The organism is Citrobacter sp. CK189, assembly GCF_030333505.1.
Taxonomy (GTDB): domain Bacteria; phylum Pseudomonadota; class Gammaproteobacteria; order Enterobacterales; family Enterobacteriaceae; genus Citrobacter_B; species Citrobacter_B koseri.
Genome location: NZ_JAOWFV010000027.1, coordinates 1 through 212, shown reverse-complemented (window position 1 = coordinate 212; position 212 = coordinate 1). Strand labels below are relative to the sequence as shown.

Here is a 212-nt window from a genome sequence, read left to right as displayed (position 1 = left end):
CAGGGAGGATAACGTTGCTTCAGCAACGGCCCGTAGGGAGAGGCGCAGCCGAGTAATCCTCCCGGATGCACCATCTCTTACTTGATATGGCTTTTGTAGCGGTATCAATATCGGCAGTAAATAAGTTTCCCAATGCATCCGTAGCTCAGCTGGATAGAGTACTCGGCTACGAACCGAGCGGTCGGAGGTTCGAATCCTCCCGGATGCACCAT

The 212-nt window shown here is 53.3% G+C and carries 1 tRNA gene; it reads left to right on the top strand.

Going from position 1 to position 212, the window contains the following annotated elements:
* The first annotated feature begins 134 nt into the window (after window positions 1-134).
* Window positions 135-211: transfer RNA gene (locus OGV83_RS00725), tRNA-Arg, on the top strand.
* Window position 212 lies beyond the last annotated feature (1 nt).